Origin of the sequence: Actinoplanes xinjiangensis, from assembly GCF_003148685.1 — a bacterium.
Taxonomy (GTDB): Bacteria; Actinomycetota; Actinomycetes; order Mycobacteriales; family Micromonosporaceae; genus Actinoplanes; species Actinoplanes xinjiangensis.
Map to the genome: position 1 here is coordinate 134,967 of NZ_QGGR01000015.1, position 22,333 is coordinate 157,299.

At 66.6% G+C, this 22,333-nt stretch carries 30 protein-coding genes; all 30 read left to right on the forward strand.

Annotation, left to right across the window (positions count from 1 at the left end; all coding sequences use genetic code 11):
- The first annotated feature begins 31 nt into the window (after positions 1 to 31).
- The 30 genes from BC793_RS29955 to BC793_RS30100 all read left to right on the forward strand — a co-directional run bounded on the left by BC793_RS29955 (position 32) and on the right by BC793_RS30100 (position 22,290).
- Positions 32 to 3,922, forward strand: coding sequence for a DNA-directed RNA polymerase subunit beta' (locus tag BC793_RS29955; RefSeq protein WP_109598583.1), 3,891 nt, complete (start codon positions 32 to 34; stop codon positions 3,920 to 3,922).
- Between the two features lie 98 nt (positions 3,923 to 4,020).
- Positions 4,021 to 4,335, forward strand: coding sequence for a hypothetical protein (locus BC793_RS29960; protein ID WP_109598585.1), 315 nt, complete (start codon positions 4,021 to 4,023; stop codon positions 4,333 to 4,335).
- A 63-nt stretch (positions 4,336 to 4,398) separates the two neighbouring features.
- Entirely contained in the window at positions 4,399 to 4,932 is a 534-nt protein-coding gene (locus tag BC793_RS29965) for a hypothetical protein (protein WP_239170301.1), read from the forward strand.
- 448 nt (positions 4,933 to 5,380) lie between these two features.
- On the forward strand, positions 5,381 to 5,755 hold the full coding sequence (gene rpsL, locus BC793_RS29970; protein ID WP_014440718.1) for a 30S ribosomal protein S12: 375 nt from the start codon (positions 5,381 to 5,383) through the stop codon (positions 5,753 to 5,755).
- 1 nt (position 5,756) lies between these two features.
- Positions 5,757 to 6,227: a 30S ribosomal protein S7 gene (gene rpsG / locus BC793_RS29975; RefSeq protein WP_109598587.1), complete on the forward strand. Its 471-nt coding sequence runs from the start codon at positions 5,757 to 5,759 to the stop codon at positions 6,225 to 6,227.
- An 84-nt stretch (positions 6,228 to 6,311) separates the two neighbouring features.
- A complete protein-coding gene (fusA, locus tag BC793_RS29980) occupies positions 6,312 to 8,408 on the forward strand; it encodes an elongation factor G (RefSeq protein ID WP_109598812.1) in 2,097 nt (698 codons plus the stop codon).
- Between the two features lie 119 nt (positions 8,409 to 8,527).
- Positions 8,528 to 9,721, forward strand: coding sequence for an elongation factor Tu (gene tuf / locus BC793_RS29985; RefSeq protein ID WP_109598589.1), 1,194 nt, complete (start codon positions 8,528 to 8,530; stop codon positions 9,719 to 9,721).
- 410 nt (positions 9,722 to 10,131) lie between these two features.
- Positions 10,132 to 10,440 carry a 30S ribosomal protein S10 gene (rpsJ, locus tag BC793_RS29990; protein WP_007073037.1) on the forward strand — a complete coding sequence of 103 codons (309 nt, stop codon included), beginning with the start codon at positions 10,132 to 10,134 and terminating at the stop codon, positions 10,438 to 10,440.
- Positions 10,441 to 10,450: 10 nt separating this feature from the next.
- The gene (gene rplC / locus BC793_RS29995) at positions 10,451 to 11,110 is read left to right on the forward strand and encodes a 50S ribosomal protein L3 (protein WP_109598591.1); all 660 of its coding nucleotides are present in this window, start codon (positions 10,451 to 10,453) and stop codon (positions 11,108 to 11,110) included.
- A complete protein-coding gene (rplD, locus tag BC793_RS30000) occupies positions 11,107 to 11,754 on the forward strand; it encodes a 50S ribosomal protein L4 (RefSeq protein WP_109598593.1) in 648 nt (215 codons plus the stop codon). Before rplC ends, rplD begins: the two co-directional genes overlap by 4 nt.
- A complete protein-coding gene (gene rplW / locus BC793_RS30005; RefSeq protein ID WP_109598594.1) occupies positions 11,751 to 12,053 on the forward strand; it encodes a 50S ribosomal protein L23 in 303 nt (100 codons plus the stop codon). The genes rplD and rplW overlap by 4 nt, the downstream gene beginning before the upstream one ends.
- A 14-nt stretch (positions 12,054 to 12,067) precedes the next feature.
- Positions 12,068 to 12,907, forward strand: a complete 840-nt coding sequence (rplB, locus tag BC793_RS30010; RefSeq protein ID WP_109598596.1) for a 50S ribosomal protein L2 — start codon at positions 12,068 to 12,070, stop codon at positions 12,905 to 12,907.
- A gap of 13 nt (positions 12,908 to 12,920) precedes the next feature.
- Positions 12,921 to 13,202 carry a 30S ribosomal protein S19 gene (gene rpsS, locus BC793_RS30015; protein WP_014687760.1) on the forward strand — a complete coding sequence of 94 codons (282 nt, stop codon included), beginning with the start codon at positions 12,921 to 12,923 and terminating at the stop codon, positions 13,200 to 13,202.
- A gap of 36 nt (positions 13,203 to 13,238) precedes the next feature.
- Positions 13,239 to 13,697, forward strand: a complete 459-nt coding sequence (gene rplV / locus BC793_RS30020) for a 50S ribosomal protein L22 (protein ID WP_109598598.1) — start codon at positions 13,239 to 13,241, stop codon at positions 13,695 to 13,697.
- Positions 13,697 to 14,548 carry a 30S ribosomal protein S3 gene (gene rpsC / locus BC793_RS30025; RefSeq protein WP_109598600.1) on the forward strand — a complete coding sequence of 284 codons (852 nt, stop codon included), beginning with the start codon at positions 13,697 to 13,699 and terminating at the stop codon, positions 14,546 to 14,548. Before rplV ends, rpsC begins: the two co-directional genes overlap by 1 nt.
- Before the next feature lie 3 nt (positions 14,549 to 14,551).
- Positions 14,552 to 14,977, forward strand: a complete 426-nt coding sequence (gene rplP, locus BC793_RS30030) for a 50S ribosomal protein L16 (protein ID WP_014440729.1) — start codon at positions 14,552 to 14,554, stop codon at positions 14,975 to 14,977.
- Positions 14,977 to 15,210: a 50S ribosomal protein L29 gene (rpmC, locus tag BC793_RS30035; protein WP_109598602.1), complete on the forward strand. Its 234-nt coding sequence runs from the start codon at positions 14,977 to 14,979 to the stop codon at positions 15,208 to 15,210. Before rplP ends, rpmC begins: the two co-directional genes overlap by 1 nt.
- Positions 15,207 to 15,482, forward strand: a complete 276-nt coding sequence (rpsQ, locus tag BC793_RS30040) for a 30S ribosomal protein S17 (protein ID WP_109598604.1) — start codon at positions 15,207 to 15,209, stop codon at positions 15,480 to 15,482. The genes rpmC and rpsQ overlap by 4 nt, the downstream gene beginning before the upstream one ends.
- A 94-nt stretch (positions 15,483 to 15,576) precedes the next feature.
- The gene (gene rplN / locus BC793_RS30045) at positions 15,577 to 15,945 is read left to right on the forward strand and encodes a 50S ribosomal protein L14 (RefSeq protein ID WP_007465279.1); all 369 of its coding nucleotides are present in this window, start codon (positions 15,577 to 15,579) and stop codon (positions 15,943 to 15,945) included.
- Positions 15,942 to 16,262: a 50S ribosomal protein L24 gene (rplX, locus tag BC793_RS30050; protein WP_109598814.1), complete on the forward strand. Its 321-nt coding sequence runs from the start codon at positions 15,942 to 15,944 to the stop codon at positions 16,260 to 16,262. The genes rplN and rplX overlap by 4 nt, the downstream gene beginning before the upstream one ends.
- Positions 16,262 to 16,831, forward strand: a complete 570-nt coding sequence (gene rplE, locus BC793_RS30055) for a 50S ribosomal protein L5 (protein ID WP_109598606.1) — start codon at positions 16,262 to 16,264, stop codon at positions 16,829 to 16,831. The genes rplX and rplE overlap by 1 nt, the downstream gene beginning before the upstream one ends.
- A 2-nt stretch (positions 16,832 to 16,833) precedes the next feature.
- Positions 16,834 to 17,019, forward strand: coding sequence for a type Z 30S ribosomal protein S14 (locus BC793_RS30060; RefSeq protein WP_014440734.1), 186 nt, complete (start codon positions 16,834 to 16,836; stop codon positions 17,017 to 17,019).
- Between the two features lie 116 nt (positions 17,020 to 17,135).
- Entirely contained in the window at positions 17,136 to 17,543 is a 408-nt protein-coding gene (rpsH, locus tag BC793_RS30065; RefSeq protein WP_093618752.1) for a 30S ribosomal protein S8, read from the forward strand.
- Between the two features lie 14 nt (positions 17,544 to 17,557).
- Positions 17,558 to 18,097 carry a 50S ribosomal protein L6 gene (rplF, locus tag BC793_RS30070; RefSeq protein ID WP_109598608.1) on the forward strand — a complete coding sequence of 180 codons (540 nt, stop codon included), beginning with the start codon at positions 17,558 to 17,560 and terminating at the stop codon, positions 18,095 to 18,097.
- Positions 18,094 to 18,489, forward strand: coding sequence for a 50S ribosomal protein L18 (gene rplR / locus BC793_RS30075; RefSeq protein ID WP_109598609.1), 396 nt, complete (start codon positions 18,094 to 18,096; stop codon positions 18,487 to 18,489). The genes rplF and rplR overlap by 4 nt, the downstream gene beginning before the upstream one ends.
- 13 nt (positions 18,490 to 18,502) lie before the next feature.
- A complete protein-coding gene (gene rpsE, locus BC793_RS30080) occupies positions 18,503 to 19,126 on the forward strand; it encodes a 30S ribosomal protein S5 (RefSeq protein WP_106315548.1) in 624 nt (207 codons plus the stop codon).
- Positions 19,126 to 19,308, forward strand: a complete 183-nt coding sequence (gene rpmD / locus BC793_RS30085) for a 50S ribosomal protein L30 (protein ID WP_109598611.1) — start codon at positions 19,126 to 19,128, stop codon at positions 19,306 to 19,308. The genes rpsE and rpmD overlap by 1 nt, the downstream gene beginning before the upstream one ends.
- Positions 19,309 to 19,758, forward strand: a complete 450-nt coding sequence (gene rplO / locus BC793_RS30090; RefSeq protein ID WP_109598613.1) for a 50S ribosomal protein L15 — start codon at positions 19,309 to 19,311, stop codon at positions 19,756 to 19,758. It begins immediately after the preceding gene.
- A 463-nt stretch (positions 19,759 to 20,221) separates the two neighbouring features.
- Positions 20,222 to 21,562, forward strand: coding sequence for a preprotein translocase subunit SecY (gene secY / locus BC793_RS30095; protein WP_109598816.1), 1,341 nt, complete (start codon positions 20,222 to 20,224; stop codon positions 21,560 to 21,562).
- Positions 21,563 to 21,636: 74 nt separating this feature from the next.
- Positions 21,637 to 22,290, forward strand: a complete 654-nt coding sequence (locus tag BC793_RS30100) for an adenylate kinase (RefSeq protein ID WP_109598615.1) — start codon at positions 21,637 to 21,639, stop codon at positions 22,288 to 22,290.
- Positions 22,291 to 22,333: the final 43 nt, after the last annotated feature.

Genomic DNA, 22,333 nt, shown 5'->3' on the forward strand with positions numbered 1-22,333 from the left:
CCCGAGCAACGAAACACGAGGGATAGTCCAAGTGCTCGACGTCAACTTCTTCGACGAGTTGCGCATCGGCCTTGCTACCGCTGACGACATCCGGCAGTGGTCGCACGGCGAGGTCAAGAAGCCCGAGACGATCAACTACCGCACGCTCAAGCCCGAGAAGGACGGACTCTTCTGCGAGAAGATCTTCGGTCCTCAGCGGGACTGGGAGTGCTACTGCGGCAAGTACAAGCGGGTCCGGTTCAAGGGCATCATCTGTGAGCGCTGCGGCGTCGAGGTGACCCGGTCCAAGGTCCGCCGTGAGCGCATGGGTCACATCGAGCTGGCCGCGTCGGTGACCCACATCTGGTACTTCAAGGGTGTGCCGAGCCGGCTCGGTTACCTTCTCGACCTGGCCCCCAAGGACCTCGAGAAGATCATCTACTTCGCCTCGTACGTGATCACGAGCGTGGACGCCGAGTCGCGTCACCGCGACATGTCCACGATCGAGAACGAGATCTTCGCCGAGAAGCGCCAGTCGGAGAACAGCCGCGACTCGGAGATCGAGAAGCGTGCCGGCAAGCTGGAGCAGGACCTCGCCGAGCTCGAGGCCGAGGGTGCCAAGGCCGACGTGCGCCGCAAGGTCAAGGAAGCCGGCGAGCGCGAGATGCGCCAGATCCGGGACAAGGCCCAGCGCGAGATCGACCGCCTCGACGAGGTGCTCGACACCTTCCGCAAGCTCGACTCCAAGCAGCTGGTCACCGACGAGCTGCTCTACCGCGAGCTGCGGGACCGCTTCGGTGAGTACTTCACCGGTGGCATGGGTGCCGAGGCCATCAAGGCGCTGCTCCAGAACATGGACCTGGACGCCGAGGCGGAGAACCTCCGGGAGATCATCCGTACCGGTAAGGGACAGCGGAAGATCCGGGCGCTCAAGCGGCTCAAGGTCGTCGCGGCGTTCCTGAACACCCGCAACTCGCCGCTCGGCATGGTCCTGGACTGCGTCCCGGTCATCCCGCCGGACCTGCGCCCGATGGTGCAGCTCGACGGTGGCCGTTTCGCGACCTCCGACCTGAACGACCTGTACCGCCGGGTCATCAACCGGAACAACCGCCTCAAGCGTCTGATCGACCTCGGTGCTCCCGAGATCATCGTGAACAACGAGAAGCGGATGCTCCAGGAGGCCGTCGACGCGCTGTTCGACAACGGCCGTCGTGGCCGGCCGGTCACCGGCCCGGGTAACCGCCCGCTGAAGTCGCTCTCCGACATGCTCAAGGGCAAGCAGGGCCGGTTCCGTCAGAACCTGCTCGGCAAGCGGGTCGACTACTCCGGTCGTTCCGTCATCGTCGTCGGCCCCCGGCTCAAGCTGCACCAGTGCGGCCTGCCGAAGCAGATGGCGCTGGAGCTGTTCAAGCCGTTCGTGATGAAGCGCCTGGTCGACCTGAACCACGCGCAGAACATCAAGTCGGCCAAGCGGATGGTCGAGCGTCAGCGCCCGGTCGTGTGGGACGTCCTCGAAGAGGTCATCTCCGAGCACCCGGTTCTGCTGAACCGTGCTCCGACCCTGCACCGCCTCGGCATCCAGGCCTTCGAGCCGCAGCTGGTCGAGGGCAAGGCCATCCAGATCCACCCGCTCGTCTGTACCGCGTTCAACGCGGACTTCGACGGTGACCAGATGGCGGTGCACGTGCCGCTGTCGGCCGAGGCGCAGGCCGAGGCCCGGATCCTGATGCTGTCGTCGAACAACATCCTCAAGCCGGCCGACGGCAAGCCGGTCACCATGCCCACCCAGGACATGGTCATCGGGCTGTACTACCTGACGCACCAGACCGCCGGTGCCAAGGGTGAGGGCCGGGTGTTCAGCTCGGACGCCGAGGCCCGGATGGCCTTCGACAACGGCGAACTGCACCTCCAGGCGTCCATCAAGGTCCGCCTTCGCGAGATCATCGGCGTCGACAACGGTGCCAAGGGCGAGGCCTGGGTCGCGCCCGAGGACTGGGTGGAGGGCGACCAGGTTCTGGTCGAGACCACCCTGGGCCGCGTCATCTTCAACGAGACGCTGCCGCCGGGGTACCGGTACGTCAACTACGAGATCCGCAAGGGTCAGCTGTCGGCGATCGTCAACGACCTCGCCGAGCGCTTCCCCAAGGTCGCCCTGGCCGCGACCCTGGACGCGCTCAAGGAGGCCGGCTTCCACTGGGCCACCTGGTCCGGTGTGACGATCGGCATGGGCGACGTCATCGGCCCTCCGCGCAAGCCGGAGATCCTGGCCCGCTACCAGGGCGAGGCCGACCAGATCGACAAGCAGTACCAGCGCGGTCTGATCACCTCCGAGGAGCGCCGTAGCGAGCTCATCGACATCTGGACCAAGGCGACCAACGAGATCTCCAAGGAGATGGAGACCGCGCTGCCGCAGGAGAACCCGCTCTGGGTCATGATCAACTCCGGCGCCCGCGGTAACCTCCTCCAGCTCCGGCAGATCGCCGCGATCCGTGGTCTGGTGGCCAACCCCAAGGGCGAGATCATCCCGCGCCCGATCACCTCGTCGTACCGTGAGGGCCTGACCGTTCTGGAGTACTTCATCTCCACGCACGGTGCCCGTAAGGGTCTGGCCGACACCGCGCTGCGTACCGCCGACTCGGGTTACCTGACCCGGCGTCTGGTGGACGTCTCGCAGGACGTCATCATCCGCGAAGAGGACTGCGGCACCGAGCGCGCGATCCCGATGCAGGTGGGCGAGCGCGAGGCGGACGGCAAGCTGGTCGTGCACGTGCACGCCGAGACCGGTGTGCACGCCCGGACGCTGGCCGACGACATCAGCGACAGCAACGGCAACCTGGTGGTGGCCCGCGGTGACGACCTCAACTCGATCCTCGTCGACAAGCTGGTCGCCGCGGGTGTCGAGAACGTGCGGGTCCGTAGCGTGCTCACCTGTGAGTCGAAGCTGGGCGTGTGCGCCGCCTGTTACGGCCGGTCGCTGCCGACCGGCAAGGCGGTCGACATCGGCGAGGCCGTCGGCATCATCGCGGCCCAGTCGATCGGTGAGCCCGGCACGCAGCTGACGATGCGTACCTTCCACACCGGTGGTGTCGCGGGTGAGGACATCACCCAGGGTCTGCCGCGTGTGCAGGAGATCTTCGAGGCCCGCGTGCCGAAGGGTAAGGCGCCCATCGCCGACACCCCGGGACGTGTGCGGATCGAGGACGGCGAGCGCTCGCGGAAGATCATCGTGGTGCCGGACGACGGCAGCGAGGAGATCGTGTACGACAAGATCTCCAAGCGCGTCAAGCTGCGCATCCCGGACGGCGGCCACGTCGGCGTCGGCGAGAAGCTCACCGAGGGCACCATCGACCCGCACGAGCTGCTGCGCATCATGGGCCCGCGCGCGGTCCAGGTCCACCTGACCAGTGAGGTCCAGGAGGTCTACCGCTCGCAGGGTGTGCTCATCCACGACAAGCACATCGAGATCATCATCCGCCAGATGCTCAAGCGGGTGACGGTCATCGACTCCGGCGCGACCGAGTTCCTTCCGGGGATCCTGGTCGACCGGGCGCTCTTCGAGTCGGAGAACCGCCGGCTCGTGGGCGAGGGTGGCGAGCCCGCCGCCGGTCGTCCGGTGCTGATGGGTATCACCAAGGCCTCGCTGGCGACCGACTCCTGGCTCTCGGCGGCCTCCTTCCAGGAGACCACCCGGGTGCTCACCGACGCTGCGATCAACTCGCGCAGCGACTCGCTGGTGGGCCTCAAGGAGAACGTCATCATCGGTAAGCTCATCCCGGCCGGTACCGGTATCTCCAAGTACCGCAACATCCGGGTCGAGCCGACCGAGGAGGCCAAGGCCAAGGTGTACTCGATGACCGGGTACCCGGAGACCGACTACGGTTTCGGGCCGGCCAGCGGGCAGGCTGTGCCGCTGGACGACTTCGACTTCGGGTCGTACCGCTAAAGGTTCTCTCCGTGGGGCGGTCGCGCATGGCGCGGCCGCCCCTCGGGCGTTCCTAAGATGGACCGGTGACTCTTCCCGTGGTCCCCACCCGCCACCCGATGGACCCGGAGCCGGTGCCGTCGACGAAAGCCCGGGCTGTCTTCGCGCTCGGCCTCGTGGGGCTGCTCACCGGCCCGCTCGTCGGCGGGGTGATCCCGGCCACCCTGGCGCTGCTCCTGGCCCGTCAGACGGCCCGTCAGGCCTATGCGGCGGGTGGTTATCTGACCGGCTCGGCCTGGATCCGCCGGGGCCGGCGACTGGCCTGGGGCGGCCTGGTGCTGGCCCTCACCGCACTCGTGGTGCTGCTGATCGCCGGGTTGCTGCATCTGGCCGCCGCACCGGGCGGGCAGGACTTCGCCCCCGGTACCGACTGACCGGCCGGCAGGCCCGCGCAGGGTGGGCTGCCGGACACCGCGTACGGGTGACATGCTTTCGATATGACGCAACTCCCGGGCCCGCCGTACCAGCCGTCGTTCGGTCCGCCGCCGGCGCAGTACAGTGCGCCGCCCGCGCCGTATGCGTCGCCCTACGGCTATGCGCAGCCGGCTCCGCCTCCGCCGCCCACCGCGGCCTGGCAGCCGGAGCGGGTGGATCAGGTGACCGGGACGGGGTTCGGTCTGGTGCATCTCCAGGTGCCGCCCGTCACGTCCGGTGCGGCGATCGGGTCCCTGGTGGCCGGTATCGGTGCGATCCTGGTCTCGTTCGCGGTCCTCTGCTTCGGGCTGACCGGTGCGGAGGAGGGCTGGGGCGGATGGACGGGTGGGGCGTTCACGCTTCTCAGCCTCATGGCGTGTGCGGGTGCGGTGACGCTGGGGGTGTTCGCCCGCCGGCAGATCGCCAGGTCGCCGCTGCCCGGCCGGGTCAGGTTCACCGGACGAGGGCTGAGCACGGCCGGGATCGCGTGCGGGATCACCGGGGCGGCGCTGTCCTTGCTGGCGCTCGGACTGGGTCTGGCGTTGCAGTTGTCATGAGGGCTCAACACCCCTCTGGCAGGGCACGGAGCGCAGATCCGGCACCGCAGGGATGGCACGCGGGAGTACCCGGTACACTGGTATACGGAGATGTCCATCGTGGGGGCCTAGGCTCATTTTGACCTGGGTGCGCAGGGTGGGTAGTCTTTCCCCTCGTGCCCGGGCTCGCCCGGGCAACTCGTGCGTGCGCCCGTATCGGAATGTGCGACGGGACAGTGGCACGACGGGCGCAAGGTTCCAGGCCAGTGCGAACAGGCATGGAACCGAGCCCTGACACAGACAAAGCCGGAGCGCGTGAACCATTCACGCGCGATGGGACCGTGAGCCGGACGACACGCCCGACCGCGGGTGCGGGACACTCCCCACCGGGGAGGGTTCGGCACACAGAGGCAGAAATACACGGTGCGGCCGTATTACAGGAAGCGGCCGAAGGGAGCGGAGAAACCCGGTGCCCACGATCCAGCAGCTGGTCCGCAAGGGCCGCCAGGCGAAGACGAGCAAGACGAAGACGCCGGCGCTGAAAGGAAGTCCTCAGCGGCGCGGCGTGTGCACGCGCGTGTACACCACCACCCCCAAGAAGCCGAACTCTGCGCTGCGCAAGGTCGCTCGTGTGAAGCTCAGCAGCCAGATCGAGGTGACGGCGTACATCCCGGGCGTCGGCCACAACCTGCAGGAGCACTCCATCGTGCTCGTGCGCGGCGGTCGTGTGAAGGACCTTCCGGGCGTCCGCTACAAGATCGTTCGTGGTTCGCTGGACACCCAGGGTGTCCGGAACCGCAAGCAGGCCCGCAGCCGTTACGGCGCGAAGAAGGAGAAGAGCTGACATGCCGCGTAAGGGACCCGCTCCGCGCCACCCTGTGGTCGCTGACCCGGTGTACAACTCCCCGCTGGTAACTCAGCTGGTCAACAAGATCCTGGTCGCCGGCAAGCGTCAGCTCGCCGAGCGGATCGTGTACGGAGCCCTGGAAGGCGCCCGCGAGAAGAGCGGCACCGACCCCGTGGTGATCCTCAAGCGCGCCATGGACAACGTGAAGCCGACCCTCGAGGTCCGCAGCCGCCGCGTCGGTGGCGCGACCTACCAGGTTCCGGTCGAGGTCCGCACCCCGCGTCAGACCACCCTCGGTCTGCGCTGGCTGGTCCAGTACTCCAAGGCCCGCCGCGAGAAGACCATGGTGGAGCGTCTCCAGAACGAGCTGCTCGACGCCAGCAACGGCCTCGGTGCCGCGGTCAAGCGTCGTGAGGACACTCACAAGATGGCGGAGTCCAACAAGGCCTTCGCGCACTACCGCTGGTAAGACCCTGCTGCGGGCCCGGCATTCGCCGGGCCACGGCAGTCGTACCGGTCCACGAGACGACGACGAAGAAAAGTAGGGATGGAAGTGGCCGCCGCAGACGCGCTCGCCAAGGTACGCAACATCGGCATCATGGCGCACATCGACGCTGGTAAGACCACGACGACCGAGCGGATCCTGTTCTACACCGGCATCACGTACAAGATCGGTGAGGTCCACGAGGGCGCCGCCGTCATGGACTGGATGGAGCAGGAGCAGGAACGCGGTATCACCATCACCTCCGCCGCCACGAAGTGCGAGTGGAAGGGCTACACGATCCAGATCATCGACACGCCCGGCCACGTCGACTTCACGGTCGAGGTCGAGCGGTCGCTGCGCGTACTCGACGGTGCGGTTGCGGTCTACGACGGCGTTGCCGGCGTGGAGCCGCAGACCGAGAACGTCTGGCGTCAGGCGGACAAGTACCACGTTCCCCGGATGTGCTTCGTCAACAAGCTCGACCGGACCGGTGCGGACTTCTTCCGCTGTGTGCAGATGATGATCGACCGGCTGAACGCCACGCCGCTCGTGCTGCAGATCCCGATCGGGCTCGAGGGCGACCACATCGGTGTCGTCGACCTGATCGACATGAAGGCGCTCACCTGGCGCGGGGAGACCCAGAAGGGTGAGGACTACGCGATCGAGGAGATCCCGGCCGACCTGGTCGACTCCGCGAACGAGTGGCGCGAGAAGCTCATCGAGACCCTCGCCGACGTCGACGACGCGGTGATGGAGAAGTACCTCGAGGGCGAAGAGGTGTCGGTCGAGGAGATCCGGGCCGCCATCCGGCGCTCCACGATCGCCAGCAAGGCCAACCCGGTGCTGTGTGGCTCGGCGTTCAAGAACAAGGGCGTTCAGCCCATGCTCGACGCCGTCGTCGACTACCTGCCGTCGCCGCTGGACGTTCCGGCGATCGAGGGCACGGCCACCGACGGCGAGACGCCGATGCTGCGCAAGCCGTCCAACAGCGAGCCGTTCTCGGGCCTGGCCTTCAAGATCCAGACCGACAAGCACCTCGGCAAGCTCACGTACGTCCGGGTCTACTCCGGCACGCTCGACTCCGGTTCCCAGGTGGTCAACTCCACCAAGGACCGTAAGGAGCGGATCGGCAAGATCTACCAGATGCACGCGAACAAGCGTGAGGAGCGCAGCAGTGCGCAGGCCGGCGACATCATCGCCGTCCAGGGCCTCAAGCAGACCACCACCGGTGACACGCTCAGTGACCCGGCGAACCCGGTCATCCTCGAGTCGATGACGTTCCCGGAGCCGGTCATCCAGGTCGCCATCGAGCCGAAGACCAAGTCGGACCAGGAGAAGCTGGGCACCGCGATCCAGCGTCTGGCCGAGGAGGACCCGACCTTCCGCGTCTTCAACGACGAGGAGACCGGGCAGACCATCATCGCCGGCATGGGCGAGCTGCACCTCGACATCCTCGTCGACCGCATGCGGCGCGAGTTCAACGTCGAGGCGAACATCGGCAAGCCGCAGGTGGCGTACCGCGAGACGATCCGCGGCACCGTGGAGAAGCACACGTACGTCCACAAGAAGCAGACCGGTGGCTCCGGCCAGTACGCGAAGGTCGTCGTCAACGTCGAGCCGCTGTCGCTCGAGGCTGACGGCCCGACCTACGAGTTCGTGAACGCCGTTTCCGGTGGTCGCATCCCCAAGGAGTTCATCCCCTCGGTGGACGCGGGCGCGCAGGACTCCCTCCAGTACGGCGTCCTCGCCGGCTACCCGCTCGTCGGTGTGAAGTTCACGCTGGTCGACGGTCAGTACCACGAGGTCGACTCGTCCGAGATGGCGTTCAAGATCGCCGGCTCCATGGCGATGAAGGAAGTGGCCCGCAAGGCCGACCCCGCGCTCCTGGAGCCGATGATGGCCGTTGAGGTCACCACCCCTGAGGACAACATGGGTGACGTCATCGGCGACCTCAACTCCCGCCGCGGCCTGATCCAGTCGATGGAGGAGCGCTCCGGCGCCCGCGTCGTCAAGGCTCTGGTGCCGCTCTCGGAGATGTTCGGCTACGTCGGCGACCTGCGGTCGAAGACTGCGGGCCGGGCTAGCTACAGCATGCTGTTCGACTCCTACGCCGAGGTTCCCGCGAACGTGGCAAAGGAGATCATCGCTAAGGCCACCGGCGCCTGATGCGTTGAGGCACGTGCGGCCCGTCGAGGGCCGCACGTGCACTAGCAGTCGACAGAGTCCTGAGCGCCTTATCGGCGTGCCGGGCGACAAGTAATGACACAGTCCACAGGAGGACACCAGTGGCGAAGGCGAAGTTCGAGCGGACTAAGCCGCACGTCAACATCGGCACCATTGGTCACATCGACCACGGTAAGACGACGCTGACTGCGGCCATCACGAAGGTCCTGCACGACGAGTTCCCGGACCTGAACCCGTACACCCCGTTCGACGAGATCGACAAGGCGCCGGAGGAGAAGGCCCGCGGCATCACGATCTCGATCGCGCACGTCGAGTACCAGACCGCGGCGCGCCACTACGCGCACGTGGACTGCCCCGGCCACGCCGACTACATCAAGAACATGATCACCGGTGCGGCGCAGATGGACGGCGCCATCCTGGTGGTCGCCGCGACCGACGGCCCGATGCCGCAGACCAAGGAGCACGTGCTCCTGGCCCGCCAGGTCGGCGTTCCGTACATCGTCGTCGCCCTGAACAAGAGCGACATGGTCGAGGACGAGGAGCTCCTGGAGCTCGTCGAGCTCGAGGTCCGCGAGCTGCTCAGCACCTACGAGTTCCCGGGCGACGACCTGCCGGTCGTTCGCGTGTCGGCGCTCAAGGCGCTCGAGGGCGACCCCGAGTGGACCGGCAAGCTCATGGAGCTGATGAACGCGGTCGACACCGCGATCCCGCAGCCCGAGCGTGAGACCGAGAAGCCGTTCCTCATGCCGATCGAGGACGTCTTCACGATCACCGGCCGTGGCACCGTGGTGACCGGTCGCGCCGAGCGTGGCATCCTCAAGCCGAACGAGGAGGTCGAGATCGTCGGTATCCGCGAGAAGTCGACCAAGACCGTCTGCACCGGCATCGAGATGTTCCGCAAGCTGCTCGACGAGGCCCGCGCGGGTGAGAACGTCGGCCTGCTGCTCCGCGGCATCAAGCGCGAGGACGTCGAGCGCGGCATGGTCGTCGTGAAGCCGGGCACCTCTACTCCGCACACGGAGTTCGAGGGCCAGGTCTACATCCTCTCGAAGGAAGAGGGCGGCCGGCACACCCCGTTCTTCCAGAACTACCGCCCGCAGTTCTACTTCCGCACCACGGACGTCACCGGCGTCGTCACGCTGCCCGAGGGCACCGAGATGGTCATGCCGGGCGACTCCACCTCCATGTCCGTGAAGCTGATCCAGCCGATCGCCATGGAGCAGGGCCTGAAGTTCGCGATCCGTGAGGGTGGCCGCACCGTCGGCGCCGGCACGGTCACGAAGATCAACGTCTGATCTGAGAGTTGATCACGACGGCGGGGCCCTGGGCTCCCGCAACCGGTGAGCTTCGTCTCGCTGGACGTCGTGAAATGCCCTCAGAGGTGACCCCGATTAGCATTGCCGGGATGCTTCCGGCATACTAGTCAGGTTGCGTCCGCGCGGGGTGGGTGACGGTTCGGCAGTTAGCTCTGCTCGTTCAGTTGCCCACCCTCGCCGGGTGTCCGGGTGTGTTTTCGTTTGCCGCCCGACACCATAGATCCCCGTGATCGACTGGAGTGCGGTGCACTCTGCCCGGGCTTTTTACGCCCAGGGGCGCGACACGCCCGACCGCGGGGGTCGGACAACGCAGGATCAACGGTCCTGCGGGCATGCGGAGGCACCGCTTCCGCACGTAGCGGCATCGAGAGAAGGAAACAGAAGCCACCATGGCGGGACAGAAGATCCGCATCCGGCTCAAGGCCTATGACCACGAGGTCGTCGACTCCTCGGCGCGGAAGATCGTCGAGACGGTGACGCGTACCGGGGCGCAGGTCGCGGGCCCGGTGCCGCTGCCCACGGAGATCAACCGTTTCTGCGTGATCCGTTCGCCGCACAAGTACAAGGACTCGCGCGAGCACTTCGAGATGCGCACGCACAAGCGTCTGATCGACATCATCGACCCGACTCCGAAGACGGTCGACTCGCTCATGCGCCTCGACCTGCCGGCTGGCGTCGACATCGAGATCAAGCTGTAGGGACCGGACAATGGACAGGCAAGTGAAGGGGATCCTGGGCGCCAAGCTCGGCATGACCCAGGTCTGGGACAACAACAAGGTCGTCCCGGTAACCGTGGTGCAGGCCGGCCCTTGCGTCGTGACCCAGGTCCGTACCAATGAGAAGGACGGCTACGCAGCTGTCCAGCTCGCGTACGGCGCCATCGACCCGCGGAAGGTGAACAAGCCGGAGAGCGGCCAGTTCACCAAGGCCGGCGTTTCGCCGCGCCGCCACGTCGTCGAGCTGCGCACCGTCGACGCGAGCGAGTACGAGCTCGGCCAGGAAGTCACCGTCGAGGCGTTCGTGGCTGGTCAGCCGATCGACGTCACCGGTAAGACCAAGGGCAAGGGCTACGCCGGCGTCATGAAGCGTCACGGCTTCCACGGCCTCCGCGCCAGCCACGGTGTCGAGCGCAAGCACCGCTCGCCCGGCTCCATCGGTGCCTGCGCGACCCCGGGTCGCGTCTTCAAGGGTATGAAGATGGCCGGCCGTATGGGTGGCAAGCGCTTCACCGTGCAGAACCTGGTGATCCAGGCGGTCGACACGGAGCGCAACCTGATCCTGGTCCGCGGCGCTGTGCCCGGTCCCAAGGGTGCGCTGATCCTGGTCCGCTCCGCCGCGAAGAAGACCGCGAAGGGTGGTGCCAAGTGAGCTCGGTTGACGTGATCAACGCGGAGGGCACCAAGGCCGGCTCCGTCGACCTGCCCGCCAACGTCTTCGACGTCCAGGCGAACATTCCGCTGATGCACCAGGTCGTCGTGGCGCAGCTGGCCGCGGCCCGTCAGGGCACGCACAAGGCCAAGACGCGCGGCGAGGTCGCCGGTGGCGGCAAGAAGCCGTACAAGCAGAAGGGCACCGGCCGCGCCCGTCAGGGCTCGATCCGGGCGCCGCAGTTCACCGGCGGTGGCGTCGTGCACGGTCCTGTGCCGCGTGACTACAGCCAGCGGACTCCCAAGAAGATGAAGGCCGCCGCTCTGCGTGGCGCCCTCTCCGACCGGGCTCGTGACGGCCGCGTGTTCGTGGTCGAGGCTTTCCTCACTGGCGAGAAGCCGTCGACGAAGGCCGCTATCGCGACGCTGCGTAAGGTCGCCCAGACCACCAAGGTCCTGGTCGTCCTGGACAGCCAGGACGAGCTGAACTGGGTGTCGCTGCGCAACGAGCCGACCGTTCACCTCATCGAGGCCGGCCAGCTCAACACCTACGACGTGCTCGTCGCCGACGAGGTGGTCTTCACGAAGGCCGCGCTCGACGAGTTCCTGGGCGGGTCCGAGAAGTCCGAGGAGGGCGACAAGTGAGCACGATCGCCGACCCGCGCGACATCATCGTCGCCCCGGTGGTCTCCGAGAAGAGCTACAGCGTTCTCGACCAGAACTGGTACACGTTCGAGGTCAGCCCGGACGCGAACAAGACTCAGATCAAGATCGCGATCCAGCAGATCTTCAACGTCCGCGTGCTGACCGTGAACACGGCGAACCGCGAGGGCAAGCGCAAGCGCACCAAGACCGGTTGGGGTCAGCGCAAGGCGACCAAGCGCGCGATGGTGAAGCTGGCTGACGGTGACCGTATCGAGGCCTTCGGCGGCCCGGTCAGCTAAGGGGTTTGTGAATCATGGCAATCCGTAAGTACAAGCCGACCACTCCGGGCCGTCGTGGCTCGAGCGTCGCCGACTTCGCCGAGATCACTCGGTCGACGCCGGAGAAGTCGCTGCTGGTCCCGCTGCCCAAGAAGGGTGGCCGCAACGTCCACGGCCGGATCACCACCCGGCACCAGGGCGGTGGCCACAAGCGGCAGTACCGGCTCATCGACTTCAGGCGGAACGACAAGGACGGCGTGCCGGCCAAGGTCGCTCACATCGAGTACGACCCCAACCGCACGTCCCGCATCGCGCTGCTGCACTACGCCGATGGTGAGAAGCGCTACATCCTGGCGCCGAAGGACCTGAAGCAGGGCGACCGCGTCGAGTCGGGCGTGGGCGCGGACATCAAGCCGGGGAACAACCTTCCCCTGCGCAACATCCCGGTCGGCACGACGGTCCACGGTGTGGAGCTTCGTCCCGGCGGTGGTGCCAAGCTGGCCCGTTCGGCCGGTGTGGGCATCCAGCTGCTCGGCCGTGAAGGCGCGTACGCCACGCTGCGTATGCCCTCCGGTGAGATCCGTCGCGTCGACATCCGTTGCCGCGCGACGGTCGGCGAGATCGGTAACGCCGAGCAGTCGAACATCAACTGGGGTAAGGCCGGCCGCATGCGCTGGAAGGGCAAGCGCCCGACCGTCCGTGGTGTCGCCATGAACCCCGTCGACCACCCGCACGGTGGTGGTGAGGGTAAGACCTCCGGTGGTCGCCACCCGGTCAACCCGGCTGGAAAGCCGGAGGGCCGTACCCGCCGCAAGGGCCAGGAGAGCGACAAGCTGATCGTTCGCCGCCGCTACGCCACCCGCAAGCGCGGGTAACGGGAGTTAAAAGATGCCTCGCAGCCTGAAGAAGGGCCCGTTCGTCGACGACCACCTGCTCAAGAAGGTGGAAGTCCAGAACGAGAAGAACTCGAAGAACGTCATCAAGACTTGGTCGCGGCGTTCGACCATCATCCCCGACATGCTGGGGCACACGATCGCCGTGCACGACGGGCGCAAGCACGTCCCGGTGTTCGTCACTGAAGCGATGGTCGGGCACAAGCTCGGCGAGTTCGCTCTGACCCGTACGTTCAAGGGTCACGAGAAGGACGACCGCAAGAGCCGTCGTCGCTAAGCAGATACACGATCAGAGGAATTAGGAGCTACAGCGATGCCAGTTAAGGGCGACGCTCCGGTGCTTCCGGGCGCGCGGGCGGTTGCGCGGCACGTGCGCATCTCGCCGAACAAGGCGCGCCGGGTGATCAACCTCGTTCGTGGTCTGCCCGCGAAGGAGGCGCTGGTCGTCCTGCAGTTCGCGCCGCAGGCCGCCAGCGAGCAGGTCTACAAGGTGCTGGCCAGCGCCATCGCGAACGCGGAGAACAACGAGCGGCTCGACCCCGACGCTCTCCTCGTCAGCGAGGCGTTCGTCGACGAGGGCCCCACGCTCAAGCGGTTCCGGCCGCGGGCGCAGGGCCGGGCGTACCGGATCCGCAAGCGCACGAGTCACATCACCATCGCGGTCGAGGCGGTCCAGACGGCCCGCCCGGCGAAGAAGACCGCGGCGAAGAAGGCTGCGAAGCCGGCTGAGCCGCAGGCCGCCGAGTCCCAGAGCACGGAGGGTGCCGAGTAATGGGTCAGAAGGTTCACCCCACCGGGTTCCGTCTCGGCATCTCCACCGACTGGAAGAGCCGCTGGTTCGCTGACAAGCTCTACAAGGACTACATCGGCGAGGACGTCAAGATCCGCCGCATGATGTCCAAGGGCCTCGAGCGCGCCGGCATCTCCAAGGTGGACATCGAGCGGACCCGTGACCGGGTCCGGGTCGACATCCACACCGCCCGGCCGGGCATCGTCATCGGCCGTAAGGGCGCGGAGGCCGACCGGATCCGCGGCGAGCTCGAGAAGCTCACCGGCAAGCAGGTCCAGCTGAACATCCTCGAGGTGAAGAGCCCCGAGTCGGACGCTCAGCTGGTGGCGCAGGGTGTTGCGGAGCAGCTGTCCTCCCGGGTCAGCTTCCGCCGCGCGATGCGCAAGGCCATGCAGTCGGCCATGAAGAACCCGATCTGCAAGGGCATCCGGGTGCAGGTCTCCGGCCGCCTCGGCGGCGCGGAGATGAGCCGCACGGAGTTCTACCGTGAGGGTCGCGTTCCGCTGCACACCCTCCGCGCCAACATCGAGTACGGCTTCTTCGAGGCCCGTACCACGTTCGGCCGGATCGGTGTGAAGGTCTGGATCTACAAGGGCGACGCCGTTCCGGGCCGTGAGGCCGTCGCGGAGGCGCCCGCGCGTCCGCGCCGTGACCGCGCGGACCGTCCCGAGCGTCCGCGTCGTGGCCGTTCCGGTTCGTCCGGCACGACCGCGGGCGGCACCGAGGCCGGCCGGGCTGCGGCCCAGTCGCGGAGCACCGGTGACGGCGACAACGTGAACGACGCCGCGGTTGCCGCGGCTCCGGCTCCGGCCGAGACGCAGCAGGAGGGCTGACACATGCTGATGCCGCGTAAGCCCCCCAAGGGCTTCCGTAAGCCGCATCACCCGGACCGCAGTGGCGCGTCCAAGGGTGGCAACCGGGTCGTCTTCGGTGAGTTCGGTATCCAGGCTCTCGAGCCGGCGTACGTGACGAACCGTCAGATCGAGTCGGCGCGTATCGCCATGACCCGTCACATCAAGCGTGGCGGTAAGGTCTGGATCTCGATCTTCCCGGACCAGGCTCTGACCAAGAAGCCGGCCGAAACCCGCATGGGTTCCGGTAAGGGTTCTCCGGAGTGGTGGGTGGCGAACGTCAAGCCGGGACGCATTCTCTTCGAGATGTCGTTCCCGAACGAGACGGTCGCGCGTGAGGCGATGCGCCGCGCGATCCACAAGCTCCCGATGAAGTGCCGCATCGTGACGCGCGAAGTGGGTGAAAGCTGATGGCAGCGGGCGTTAAGGCCGCCGAGCTCCGCGAGCTTCCTGACGAGGAACTCGTCGGCAAGCTGCGGGAGGCCAAGGCGGAGCTGTTCAACCTTCGTGTGCAGCGCGCGACCGGGCAGCTCGACAATCACCGTCGGCTCCAGGTCGTCCGCAAGGACATCGCGAAGATCTACACGATCATGCGTGAGCGGGAGCTCGGTCTCTCGGTTGCGCCGGATGAGGTGACGGCATGAGTGAGAACACCAGCACCGCTCCGCGCGCTCAGCGCAAGGTGCGTGACGGTCTCGTGGTCAGCGACAAGATGGACAAGACCGTCGTCGTCGAGGTCGAGGACCGTGTCAAGCACGCCCTGTACGGCAAGGTCATCCGCCGTACGCGGAAGCTGAAGGTGCACGACGAGCAGAACGCTGCCGGGGTCGGCGACCGGGTCTCGATCATGGAGACCCGTCCGCTCTCCGCCACCAAGCGGTGGCGCATCGTGGAGATCCTCGAAAAGGCCAAGTGAGTGCGCTGGGCCGGCTCCGGCCGGCCCAGCGGACCATCGTTCCGCCAAGCTTCGGGCCTGTGGCCCGGAGAACTGGCAGACATAGGAGACAGACGTGATCCAGCAGGAGTCGCGACTGCGCGTCGCCGACAACACGGGTGCCCGGGAGATCCTGTGCATCCGGGTGCTCGGTGGCTCCGGTCGCCGTTACGCGAGCATCGGCGACGTCATCGTGGCCACGGTCAAGGACGCCATTCCGGGTGCCGGTGTGAAGAAGGGCGACGTCGTCAAGGCGGTCGTCGTTCGCACCGCCAAGGAGCGGCGCCGTCCGGACGGCTCGTACATCCGTTTCGACGAGAACGCCGCCGTCATCATCAAGGACGGTGGGGACCCCCGCGGTACCCGCATCTTCGGCCCGGTCGGGCGCGAGCTGCGCGACAAGCGGTTCATGAAGATCATCAGCCTGGCGCCGGAGGTGCTCTGACCGTGAAGATCAAGAAGGGCGACACGGTCGTCGTCATCGCCGGTAAGGACAAGGGCGCCAAGGGTAAGGTCATCGCGGCCTACCCGACGCGAGACAAGGTCCTGGTCGAGGGCGTCAACCGGATCAAGAAGCACGAGCGCATCCGTACGAACCAGCGCGGTTCGAAGACCGGTGGCATCGTCACCCAGGAAGCCGCCATCCACATCTCGAACGTGCAGGTGCTGGACGGCGACGGCAAGCCGACTCGCATCGGTTACAAGATTGACGAGAACGGCAACAAGGTCCGGATCGCGCGCACGACCGGTAAGGAACTCTGATGACTGCCGCTACCGAAGCGAAGACGCTGCCGCGTCTCAAGCAGAAGTACCGCTCTGAGGTCGTGCCGGCCATCCAGGAGCAGTTCAAGTACGCCAACCCGATGCAGACGCCCGGTCTTGTCAAGATCGTCGTTAACATGGGTGTCGGCGAGGCTGCCCGGGACGCCAAGCTGATCGACGGCGCGGTCCGCGATCTGACCACCATCACCGGTCAGAAGCCGCTGGTCCGCCGGGCGACCAAGTCCATCGCGCAGTTCAAGCTGCGCGAGGGCATGCCGATCGGCGCGAAGGTCACCCTCCGGGGCGACCGGATGTGGGAGTTCCTGGACCGGCTGCTGTCCATCTCGCTGCCGCGTATCCGTGACTTCCGCGGCCTCGACGGTCGGAAGCTGGACGGCCACGGTAACTACACCTTCGGTCTGACCGAGCAGTCGGTGTTCCACGAGATCGATCAGGACAAGATCGATCGGCCGCGGGGCATGGACATCACCGTGGTCACCACCGCCTCGACCGACGACGAGGGCCGGGCGCTGCTCAAGCTCCTCGGCTTCCCGTTCAAGGAGAACTGAGCATGGCTAAGAAGGCGCTGATCATCAAGGCGGCCGCGAAGCCGAAGTTCGCCGTGCGTGCCTACACCCGCTGCCAGAAGTGCGGGCGTCCGCACTCGGTCTACCGCAAGTTCGGCCTGTGCCGCGTTTGCGTGCGGGATATGGCCCACCGTGGTGAGCTCCCCGGCGTGTCCAAGGCCTCCTGGTAACTTTCCGCCCCGGCCCGCCCTCGTGGCGGGCCATCAGGCGGACCCGAATGTAATGCCGCTTCGCCGTAGGCCTGAGTTCACTCGGGAACCCCGGCGAGAAAGGTTGACGAATACCCATGACGATGACGGACCCGATCGCAGACATGCTCACGCGTCTGCGTAACGCCAACCAGGCGTACCACGACAAGGTGACGATGCCCTACTCGAAGATCAAGGCGAACATCGCCGAGGTCCTCAAGGCCGAGGGTTACATCGCCGCGTGGACGTCTGAGGAGCCCGAGGAGGGCGCGGTCGGCAAGCGTCTGGTCGTTGAGCTCAAGTACGGCCAGAACCGCGAGCGCAGCCTCGCCGGCATCAAGCGCGTCTCGAAGCCGGGCCTGCGGGTTTACGCCAAGTCCGACGAGCTGCCGCGCGTGCTCGGTGGTCTCGGTGTCGCGATCATTTCGACGTCCCAGGGACTGCTGACCGACAAGCAGGCCCGCAAGCGGAGCGTTGGCGGGGAAGTCCTCGCCTTCGTCTGGTAACTGGAGACTTAGACATGTCGCGAATCGGACGTAAGTCGATCCCGGTCCCGGCCGGCGTCGACGTCAACATCACGGGCCAGACCGTCAAGGTCAAAGGCCCCAAGGGCGAGCTCTCGCACACCGTCGCCGAGCCGATCACGGTCGCGCAGGACGGCGGCGAGCTGGTCGTCAACCGGCCCAACGACGAGCGCAAGGCCAAGGAACTGCACGGCCTCTCTCGTACCCTGGTCGCCAACATGATCGTCGGCGTCACCGAGGGCTACAAGAAGGTGCTGGAGATCAACGGCACCGGTTACCGCGTCACCGCCAAGGGCAAGGACCTGGAGTTCGCTCTGGGCTTCTCGCACCCGGTGGTCGTGGTTCCCCCGGCCGGCATCACGTTCTCGGTCGAGAAGCCGACCCAGTTCACTGTCACCGGTATCGACAAGCAGCTGGTGGGCGAGGTCTCCGCGAACATTCGCAAGATCCGTCCGCCGGAGCCCTACAAGGGCAAGGGCGTCAAGTACCAGGGTGAGGTCATCCGCCGCAAGGCTGGAAAGGCAGGTAAGAAGTGACCGCCACGCTGCTCAAGCGCCGCAACGGCGGCGGTGTTGCCGCCAAGCGTGCCGTCGGCAAGGCGCGTCGGCACTTCCGGGTCCGCAAGAACGTCAGTGGTACGGCCGAGCGTCCCCGCCTGGTCGTCACCCGGTCCGCGCGCCACATCAGCGCGCAGATCATCGACGACCTCAAGGGCCACACGCTGGCTTCGGCCTCGACGCTGGACACCTCGATCCGGGGTGCCGAGGGCGACAAGACCGCGCTGTCCGGCAAGGTCGGTGCTCTGCTCGCCGAGCGTGCCAAGGCCGCGGGGATTTCCAAGGTCGTCTTCGACCGGGGTGGCAACAAGTACGCGGGGCGGATCGCCGCGCTCGCGGACGCCGCTCGCGAAGCCGGACTCGAGTTCTAGGAGGAATTGACCAATGCCTGGTCAGCAGCGCCGAGGCGGCGGGTCCGGCGGTAACACCGAGGGTGGCAACCGCCGGGACAACCGTCGCGAGGGCGGCCGCGGTAACGCGCCCGTCGAGAAGACCCCGCATCTTGAGCGGGTCGTCGCTATCAACCGTGTCGCGAAGGTCGTCAAGGGTGGTCGTCGCTTCAGCTTCACCGCCCTGGTGATCGTCGGCGACGGTGACGGCACCGTCGGTATCGGCTACGGAAAGGCCAAGGAGGTGCCCGCGGCGATCGCCAAGGGCGTCGAGGAGGCCAAGAAGCACTTCTTCAAGGTCCCGCGGATCGGTGCGACCATTCCGCACCCGATCACCGGCGAGGCCGCCGCGGGTGTCGTCCTGCTCAAGCCGGCTTCCGCTGGTACCGGCGTCATCGCCGGTGGCCCGGTGCGTGCCGTCCTGGAGTGCGCCGGCATCCACGACATCCTCTCGAAGAGCCTCGGCTCGTCGAACCCGATCAACATCGTGCACGCGACGGTGGCCGCTCTGAAGGGCCTCGAGTCCCCGGAGATGGTCGCGAAGCGTCGCGGTCTGCCGGTCGAGGATGTGGCGCCGGCCGCCATGCTGGCGGCGCGTGCGGAAGCGGCGGTGCACTGATGGCGCGCTTGAAGGTCACCCAGATCCGGTCCGGAATCGGCCGTAAGCAGAACCAGCGGGACTCCCTGCGGTCGCTCGGGCTGAAGCGGATCAACGATGTGGTGGTCAAGGAGGACCGCCCCGAGATTCGGGGCATGATCTTCGCGGTGAACCACCTCGTCAATGTCGAGGAGGTCGAGTAAATGGCGATCAAGGTTCACCACCTGCGTCCGGCACCCGGAGCGAAGACCGCCAAGACCCGCGTGGGTCGTGGTGAGGGCTCCAAGGGCAAGACCGCCGGTCGCGGTACCAAGGGCACGGGTGCCCGTAAGAACACCCCGGCGTCGTTCGAGGGTGGGCAGATGCCCATCCACATGCGCCTGCCGAAGGTCAAGGGTCTGGGCAACCGGCCCCGTAACAAGGTCGTCTTCCAGGTCGTGAACCTGGACCGGCTCGCCGAGCTGTTCCCCAACGGCGGCTCGGTCGGTCCGGCGGAGCTGGTCCAGGCCGGCGCCGTCCGCAAGGGACAGCCGGTCAAGGTGCTGGGCTCGGGCGAGCTGGGCGGCGTTGCGCTGACCATCTCGGCGCACGCGTTCAGCGAGTCGGCCAAAGAGAAGATCGCTGCTGCCGGTGGCTCCGTCACCGAGCTGTAGGGCGTGATGCGGTAAGAGGCCGCGGTCCGGGTTTCCCCGGACCGCGGCCTCTTCCGTTGTGGCGGTGGCGTAAACGGCCCTGTGCGGCGCGTGAGGCCACGATTGCGCTCGGGACGCTTCGTGATGCACGGGCGGCCTCAAAGTGCCGTGGCGACCGTTTCAGGGCCGTCGGTACGCCCGAATCGACGCAAGACAGTGCTTGTCCTCGATGGAAGCGGGCTGTGTTCCGGCCCGTGACGTAGGGTGGGACAGGCATTCCGATCGACGCGCAAGCAACCGGTTCAGCCACGAAGCCGGACACTTGTGTTGTACTGGGACATCGGCCCAAGCGATGCCGCTGGTTGCGCTCTCGGCCTTGCTGATACAGTGCTCCGCTGGCGGCCTCTATGGCTGTCCAATGATGTGTGCCCGAAGTTCCGGGATTACCGCAACCCAGAGTGTGGCGACCACGCAGGAGGATCAGTTGTTGTCCGCCTTCACGAGTGCGCTTCGGACGCCTGACCTGCGGAAGAAGCTGCTCTTTACGGTAGCGATCGTAGGGATCTACCGTCTCGGTGCCACATTGCCCAGCCCTGGCGTGTCTTACGCCAACGTTCGGGCCTGCCTCAAGCTGACCGAGTCGGCTAACAACGACCTGCTCAACCTGCTGAACCTCTTCTCCGGCGGTGCGCTGCTCCAGCTCTCCGTCTTCGCGCTGGGCATCATGCCGTACATCACGGCGTCGATCATCCTTCAGCTGCTCACCGTGGTCATTCCGCGCCTCGAGCAGCTGCGCAAGGAGGGCCAGTCCGGCCAGGCGAAGATCACGCAGTACACCCGGTACCTGACGCTCGGCCTGGCGGTTCTGCAGGCCTCGGCGTTCGTGGCGCTGGCGCGGACCGGTCAGCTGTTCAACGGCCTGTGCGACCAGAACGACCCGACGTACCAGATCATCCCCGAGAGCACCGGCATCCCGGTGTGGCTCACGCTGAGCGTGCTCGTGCTGACGATGACCGCCGGCACCGGTGTGGTCATGTGGCTCGGCGAGCTGATCACCGACCGGGGTGTCGGCAACGGCATGTCCGTCCTGATCTTCACCTCGATCGCGGCCCGCCTCCCCGGCGAGGGCTGGAGCATCAAGGAGTCGAGCGGCACCGGCAAGTTCATGCTCGTGCTCGCCCTGGTCCTGGTCATCATCGCGCTGGTGGTCTTCATCGAGCAGGCGCAGCGCCGGATTCCGGTCCAGTACGCGAAGCGCATGATCGGCCGGCGGATGTACGGCGGTACCTCGACCTACATCCCGCTCAAGGTGAACCAGGCGGGTGTCGTCCCGGTCATCTTCGCCTCGTCGCTGCTCTACCTGCCGCAGCTGTACCTGCAGTTCTTCGACAAGAACACCCTCAAGCCGTACCAGGTCTGGATTCAGAACAACCTGGCCGACCCGGTCAACCCGCTGTACATCGGCGTGATGTTCCTGCTGATCATCTTCTTCACGTACTTCTACGTGTCGATCACGTTCAACCCGACCGAGGTCGCGGAGAACATGAAGAAGTACGGTGGGTTCGTGCCGGGTATCCGCCCGGGCAAGCCGACCGCCGACTACCTGGACTTCATCCTCAGCAGGATCACCCTGCCGGGCGCCCTGTACCTTGGCCTGATCTCGGTCATGCCGAACTTCTTCTTCATCTGGCTGAATCAGCAGCAGTACCAGAACTTCCCGTTCGGTGGTGTCGCGGTGCTGATCATGGTGGGTGTGGGTCTGGAGACGGTGAAGCAGATCGAGAGCCAACTCATGCAGCGGAACTACGAAGGGTTCCTCCGGTAGTGGGTACGCAGGGCCGGGGGGCTCTGGCGTCGACGGTGGGCGTGGTTCTTCCTGACCGAAGCGAGGCGATGTAGGTGCGGCTGGTACTGGTGGGCCCTCCGGGGGCCGGCAAGGGGACCCAGGCTGAGTTCATCGCCGCCCATCTCGCCGTACCGAAGATCTCGACCGGGGACATCTTCCGGGCGAACGTGTCGCAGGGGACGCCGCTGGGCGTCGAGGCCAAGCGCTACATGGACGCCGGGCAGCTGGTCCCGGACGAGGTCACCATCAACATGGTCCGGGACCGGCTCGCCGAGCCGGACGCGGGTGACGGCTTCCTGCTGGACGGCTTCCCGCGTACCGTGCCGCAGGCTTCGGCCCTGGACAAGCTCCTGGCCGACCTGGGCACCGCGCTGGACCTGGTGATGGAACTCGTGGTCGACGACGACGAGGTCATCCGCCGGCTGTCCGGCCGGCGCACCTGCCGTGGTTGCGGAAAGATCTGGCACGTCGAGTTCGACCCGACGAGCAAAGAGAACATCTGCGACCGCTGCGGCAGCGATCTGTTCCAGCGCGACGACGACAAGGCCGAGACCATCGGCAACCGCCTCGTCGAGTACGCGGACAAGACCGCGCCCCTGGTCGACTTCTACGGCGCTCAGGGCAAGCTGGTGGGGATCGACGCCACCGGCCCGGTCGAGGACGTCACCGTCCGCGCGATCGACGCCCTGCGGTCGTACGGCGGCTGACCCGCACCACAGAGACGTACCGACGCCGCCCCGGGTGCACCCC

Bases quoted from the DNA above. Each gene is read 5' to 3' on its own strand.
- BC793_RS29960 (WP_109598585.1), top strand. From the start codon at position 4,021: ATGGACCCGGAGCCGGTGCCGTCGACGAAAGCCCGGGCTGTCTTCGCG.
- BC793_RS29965 (WP_239170301.1), top strand. From the start codon at position 4,399: ATGACGCAACTCCCGGGCCCGCCGTACCAGCCGTCGTTCGGTCCGCCG.
- rpsG (WP_109598587.1), top strand. From the start codon at position 5,757: ATGCCGCGTAAGGGACCCGCTCCGCGCCACCCTGTGGTCGCTGACCCG.
- rpsJ (WP_007073037.1), top strand. From the start codon at position 10,132: ATGGCGGGACAGAAGATCCGCATCCGGCTCAAGGCCTATGACCACGAG.
- rplC (WP_109598591.1), top strand. From the start codon at position 10,451: ATGGACAGGCAAGTGAAGGGGATCCTGGGCGCCAAGCTCGGCATGACC.
- rplB (WP_109598596.1), top strand. From the start codon at position 12,068: ATGGCAATCCGTAAGTACAAGCCGACCACTCCGGGCCGTCGTGGCTCG.
- rpsS (WP_014687760.1), top strand. From the start codon at position 12,921: ATGCCTCGCAGCCTGAAGAAGGGCCCGTTCGTCGACGACCACCTGCTC.
- rplV (WP_109598598.1), top strand. From the start codon at position 13,239: ATGCCAGTTAAGGGCGACGCTCCGGTGCTTCCGGGCGCGCGGGCGGTT.
- rpsC (WP_109598600.1), top strand. From the start codon at position 13,697: ATGGGTCAGAAGGTTCACCCCACCGGGTTCCGTCTCGGCATCTCCACC.
- rplP (WP_014440729.1), top strand. From the start codon at position 14,552: ATGCTGATGCCGCGTAAGCCCCCCAAGGGCTTCCGTAAGCCGCATCAC.
- rpmC (WP_109598602.1), top strand. From the start codon at position 14,977: ATGGCAGCGGGCGTTAAGGCCGCCGAGCTCCGCGAGCTTCCTGACGAG.
- rpsQ (WP_109598604.1), top strand. From the start codon at position 15,207: ATGAGTGAGAACACCAGCACCGCTCCGCGCGCTCAGCGCAAGGTGCGT.
- rplE (WP_109598606.1), top strand. From the start codon at position 16,262: ATGACTGCCGCTACCGAAGCGAAGACGCTGCCGCGTCTCAAGCAGAAG.
- BC793_RS30060 (WP_014440734.1), top strand. From the start codon at position 16,834: ATGGCTAAGAAGGCGCTGATCATCAAGGCGGCCGCGAAGCCGAAGTTC.
- rpsH (WP_093618752.1), top strand. From the start codon at position 17,136: ATGACGATGACGGACCCGATCGCAGACATGCTCACGCGTCTGCGTAAC.
- rplF (WP_109598608.1), top strand. From the start codon at position 17,558: ATGTCGCGAATCGGACGTAAGTCGATCCCGGTCCCGGCCGGCGTCGAC.
- rpsE (WP_106315548.1), top strand. From the start codon at position 18,503: ATGCCTGGTCAGCAGCGCCGAGGCGGCGGGTCCGGCGGTAACACCGAG.
- rpmD (WP_109598611.1), top strand. From the start codon at position 19,126: ATGGCGCGCTTGAAGGTCACCCAGATCCGGTCCGGAATCGGCCGTAAG.
- rplO (WP_109598613.1), top strand. From the start codon at position 19,309: ATGGCGATCAAGGTTCACCACCTGCGTCCGGCACCCGGAGCGAAGACC.